Annotated in this window: 4 protein-coding genes; 3 read left to right on the top strand and 1 reads right to left on the bottom strand. The window is 73.0% G+C overall.

Translation table 11 applies throughout. The features are described 5' to 3' along the window. Positions 1-301: 301 nt before the first annotated feature. Both ACWENR_RS29830 and ACWENR_RS29835 read left to right on the top strand, forming a co-directional pair. Positions 302-2,053 (top strand): CTP synthase, encoded by a 1,752-nt coding sequence (locus ACWENR_RS29830; protein WP_452280280.1) that lies wholly within the window; start codon positions 302-304, stop codon positions 2,051-2,053. Next, the gene (locus tag ACWENR_RS29835) at positions 2,050-2,685 is read left to right on the top strand and encodes an NUDIX domain-containing protein (RefSeq protein WP_452280281.1); all 636 of its coding nucleotides are present in this window, start codon (positions 2,050-2,052) and stop codon (positions 2,683-2,685) included. The genes ACWENR_RS29830 and ACWENR_RS29835 overlap by 4 nt, the downstream gene beginning before the upstream one ends. A gap of 77 nt (positions 2,686-2,762) precedes the next feature. Here ACWENR_RS29835 and ACWENR_RS29840 read toward each other — a convergent pair whose 3' ends face one another. Further along, on the bottom strand, positions 2,763-3,023 hold the full coding sequence (locus tag ACWENR_RS29840; RefSeq protein WP_452280282.1) for a TM2 domain-containing protein: 261 nt from the start codon (positions 3,021-3,023) through the stop codon (positions 2,763-2,765). Positions 3,024-3,311: 288 nt separating this feature from the next. Between ACWENR_RS29840 and ald the strand changes: the two genes are divergently transcribed. Next, a complete protein-coding gene (gene ald / locus ACWENR_RS29845) occupies positions 3,312-4,427 on the top strand; it encodes an alanine dehydrogenase (RefSeq protein ID WP_452280283.1) in 1,116 nt (371 codons plus the stop codon). Positions 4,428-4,482 lie beyond the last annotated feature (55 nt).

Consider the following 4,482-nt stretch of genomic DNA (forward strand, 5'->3'; position numbering starts at 1 on the left):
CCGGGCGACGGCGGGCCGGGCGGTGACGGGCCGGGCGGCGACGGCGGGGGAGCGGCCGCCGGGTCCGGCACGGGCGGGGCCGCGACCCGGGCGGGCGACGGCGACCGCGCGCCGGCCGACCGGCCATCGACCGAGGTCACGGCCTCCTGACCCGGCCCGGCGACACCCGGAGGGCCGGTACGGGTGCGCCGGGCGGCGACGGCGGGTGAGGTGTTACCGTGGAATCCCGTGGATCGCGTGATCACTTTGCTGATCGGCACGGCGGTCTGCACGACCGCGACGGACGACACGGGAGCAGGCCTTGGCCCCTTCAGCACGGACGACCAGGCACATTTTCGTCACCGGGGGCGTCGCCTCCTCGCTGGGTAAGGGCCTCACCGCCTCCAGCCTCGGCAACCTGCTCACCGCGCGCGGTCTGCGCGTGGTCATGCAGAAGCTCGACCCCTACCTCAACGTCGACCCGGGGACGATGAACCCGTTCCAGCACGGCGAGGTCTTCGTCACCGAGGACGGCGCCGAGACCGACCTCGACGTCGGGCACTACGAGCGGTTCCTGGACCGGGCGCTCTCCGGCAAGGCGAACGTCACCACCGGCCAGATCTACTCCGAGGTGATCGCCAAGGAGCGGCGCGGCGAATACCTGGGCGACACCGTCCAGGTCATCCCGCACATCACCAACGAGATCAAGTCGCGGATCCTGGCGATGGCCGCCCCGGACGACGACGGTCAGGTGCCGGACGTGGTGATCACCGAGGTGGGCGGCACGGTCGGCGACATCGAGTCGCTGCCGTTCCTGGAGGCGATCCGCCAGGTCCGCCACGACCTGGGCCGGGACAACTGCTTCTACCTGCACGTCTCGCTGGTGCCCTACCTGGCGCCGTCGGGGGAGCTGAAGACGAAGCCGACCCAGCACTCGGTGGCCCAGCTGCGCAGCATCGGCATCCAGCCGGACGCGCTGGTGCTGCGCTGCGACCGGGAGATCCCCGACAAGGTCAAGCAGAAGCTGTCGCTCTACTGCGACGTCGACCGCGAGGCCGTCACCGCCGCCCCGGACGCGCCGAGCATCTACGACATCCCGAAGGTGCTGCACCGCGAGGGCCTGGACGCGTACGTGGTGCGCCGGCTCGGGCTCTCCTTCCGCGACGTGGACTGGGCGAGCTGGGACGACCTGCTGGACCGGGTGCACCAGCCCCGGCACACCGTCACCGTCGCCGTGGTCGGCAAGTACGTCGACCTGCCCGACGCGTACCTGTCGGTGAGCGAGGCGATCCGGGCCGCCGGCTTCGGCCACCGGGCCCGGGTGCAGCTGCGCTGGGTGCCCAGCGACGAGTGCGTCACCCCGACCGGCGCCGCCGCCGCCCTGGCCGGCGTGGACGGCATCGTGATCCCGGGCGGCTTCGGGGTGCGCGGCATCGAGGGCAAGATCGGCACCGCCCGGTACGCCCGGGAGAACGGCATCCCCCTGCTCGGCCTCTGCCTCGGCCTGCAGTGCATGACCATCGAGGTGGCGCGGCACCTGGCGGGCCTGGAGGGCGCCAACTCGCTGGAGTTCGACGAGGAGGCCAAGCACCCGGTCATCGCCACCATGGCCGACCAGGAGGACATCGTCGCCGGCAAGGGCGACCTGGGCGGCACGATGCGGCTCGGGGCGTACCCGGCGAAGCTGGCCGAGGGCTCGCTGGTGGCCGAGGCGTACGGCAGCACCGAGGTCAGCGAGCGGCACCGGCACCGGTACGAGGTGAACAACGCCTACCGCGACGCGCTGACCAAGGCGGGCCTGCACATCTCGGGCACCTCGCCGGACGGCCGGCTGGTCGAGTTCATCGAGCTGGACCGCGGCCTGCACCCGTACTTCGTGGCGACCCAGGCGCACCCGGAGCTGAAGAGCCGGCCCACCCGGCCGCACCCGCTCTTCGCCTCCTTCGTCCGGGCGGCCGTGGCCTACTCCGAGGCCGACCAGCTCCCGGTGGACCTGGAGCCGGCGGAGAACGCGGCGGCGAAGAAGGCCGCCCGCAACGGCGGCGCGGCCGCGAAGGCGGCGTCGGCCTCGTGAGCGGGCGCATCGGCGGGCAGGGCGGCGGGAGCCCCGTCGAGCACCGCTACGAGGTGCGCTCCCGCACCGAGCGCTACCACGGGCGGATCTTCGACGTGGTCAGCGAGGAGGTGACCATGCCGGGCGGCGGGACGGGGGTCCGCGACTTCGTCCGGCACGTCGGCGCGGTGGCCGTGGTGGCGCTCGACACGGCCGGTCAGGTGGTGCTGATCCGCCAGTACCGGCACCCCGTCGGGCGGCACCTGTGGGAGCTTCCCGCCGGGCTGACCGACGTCTCCGGCGAGGACCTGGCCGCCGCCGCGGCCCGGGAGCTGGCCGAGGAGGTCGACCTCGTGGCGGGCCGGCTCGACGTCCTGGTCGACCTGCACAGCTCGCCGGGCTTCACCAACGAGCTGGTCCGGGTGTTCCTCGCCCGGGAGCTGACCGACGTGCCGGCCGAGCGGCGCCACGAGCGCAGCGAGGAGGAGGCCGACCTCCAGGTCGTCCGCATCGACCTCGACGAGGCCGTCGGCATGGTGCTCGCGGGGGAGATCACCAACGCGTCGTGCGTGGCCGGGCTGCTCGCCGCCGCCCGGGCCCGCGACACCGGCTGGTCGGCGCTGCGTCGGGCGGACACCCCGTCGCCGCGCTGAGCCCGCGCGGGAGAGCGGTACGTGGGAAGGGGCCGTGCGGTTCGCCGCACGGCCCCTTCCCGTCGTTCCGGTCGGGGTCAGTCGCGCAGCGGCCGGCCCTGGCCGTCGACGCCACCGTTGACCAGGATCAGGATGCCGTCGATGACGCCCCAGATGCCGCCGAGGCCGCAGGTCACGAGGGTCACGATGAGCTGGAAGACGCCGGTCTTGGTGTCGCCCATGTAGAACCGGCCGGCGCCGAAGCCGCCCAGCACGATGCCGAGGATGCCGGCGACGACCTTGCTCTTGTCGGAGACGCCCGTCGGGTAGCCCCCGGGCTGGTAAGGAGGAGTGGTCATGAGGCGACACCCTAGTGATCGGCTCTCGTCCTGTCGCGCGGCACCCGGTGGATGGGACGATAATGGACGAACACTGTCCTGACGGCTGAGGCGGCGTCCCACCGCCGGCCGGGTCCATGCCTGACACTTCGTCAGGGTGGGCGGGCACCGGATGTCACTGTGCTGGCCCGGCGAGGGCGGCGACGCGCCTAGACTGCCGCCGGCGGGACGGTGGACCGCGACGGCAACGGGGCCGCCGTGGCACCGCGCAGTCGGGGGAGCGCAGCCCCGAAGAGAGGTGTCTGCATCGTGAAGGTCGGAATCCCCCGCGAGGTCAAGAACCACGAGTACCGCGTGGCGATCACGCCGGCGGGCGTCAACGAGTTCGTCCGCAGCGGTCACCAGGTCTTCGTCGAGTCCGGCGCCGGGGTCGGGTCGAGCATCAGCGACGACGAGTTCGCCGCCGCCGGAGCCAAGATCCTGGCCAGCGCCGACGAGGTGTGGGACACCGCCGAGCTGGTGCTCAAGGTCAAGGAGCCGATCGCCGAGGAGTACCACCGCATGCGCGAGGGGCAGGTGCTTTTCACCTACCTGCACCTGGCCGCGTCGAAGGCGTGCACCGACGCGCTGGTCGACCGCAAGGTCACCGGCATCGCCTACGAGACCGTCGAGCTGCCCGACCGGTCGCTGCCGCTGCTCGCCCCGATGTCCGAGGTGGCCGGCCGGCTGGCCCCGCAGGTCGGCGCGTACCACCTGCAGCGGCAGGGCGGCGGGCGCGGCATCCTGATGGGCGGCGTCTCCGGCGTGTACGCGGCCAAGACCGTCGTCATCGGCGCCGGCGTCTCCGGCATGAACGCCGCCGCGATCGCGCTGGGCCTGCAGGCCGAGGTGCTGCTGCTGGACAAGAACGTCGCGCGGCTGCGCCAGGCCGACGCCATCTACCGCGGCCACCTGCAGACGGTGGCCTCCAACGCGTACGAGATCGAGCGGGCCGTGCTCGACGCGGACCTGGTCATCGGCGCGGTGCTGGTGCCCGGCGCGAAGGCCCCGACCCTGATCTCCAACGAGCTGGTCTCCCGGATGAAGCCGGGCAGCGTGCTGGTCGACATCTCCATCGACCAGGGCGGCTGCTTCGAGGACTCGCGGCCCACCACGCACGCCGAGCCGACCTACCAGGTCCACGAGTCGATCTTCTACTGCGTGGCGAACATGCCGGGGGCGGTGCCGCACACCAGCACCTACGCGCTGACCAACGTCACCCTGCCGTACGCCCTGGAGCTGGCCAACCACGGTTGGCGCGAGGCGCTGCGCCGCGACCCGGCGCTGGCGCTGGGCCTGAACACCCACGACGGCCAGGTCACCTACGGCCCGGTCGCCGAGGCGCACGGCATGCCGGCCCTGCCGCTGGCCGACGCGCTGGCCTGAGAGGCGGCGGGCTGACCGGCACACCGCAGGGGGCCGGCGCGGGCGTGGAGCCCGC

This window comes from Micromonospora sp. NPDC004336, assembly GCF_053602615.1.

Excerpts from the sequence above, each read along its gene's own strand:
- ACWENR_RS29840 (WP_452280282.1), bottom strand. The coding sequence starts at position 3,023 with ATGACCACTCCTCCTTACCAGCCCGGGGGCTACCCGACGGGCGTCTCC.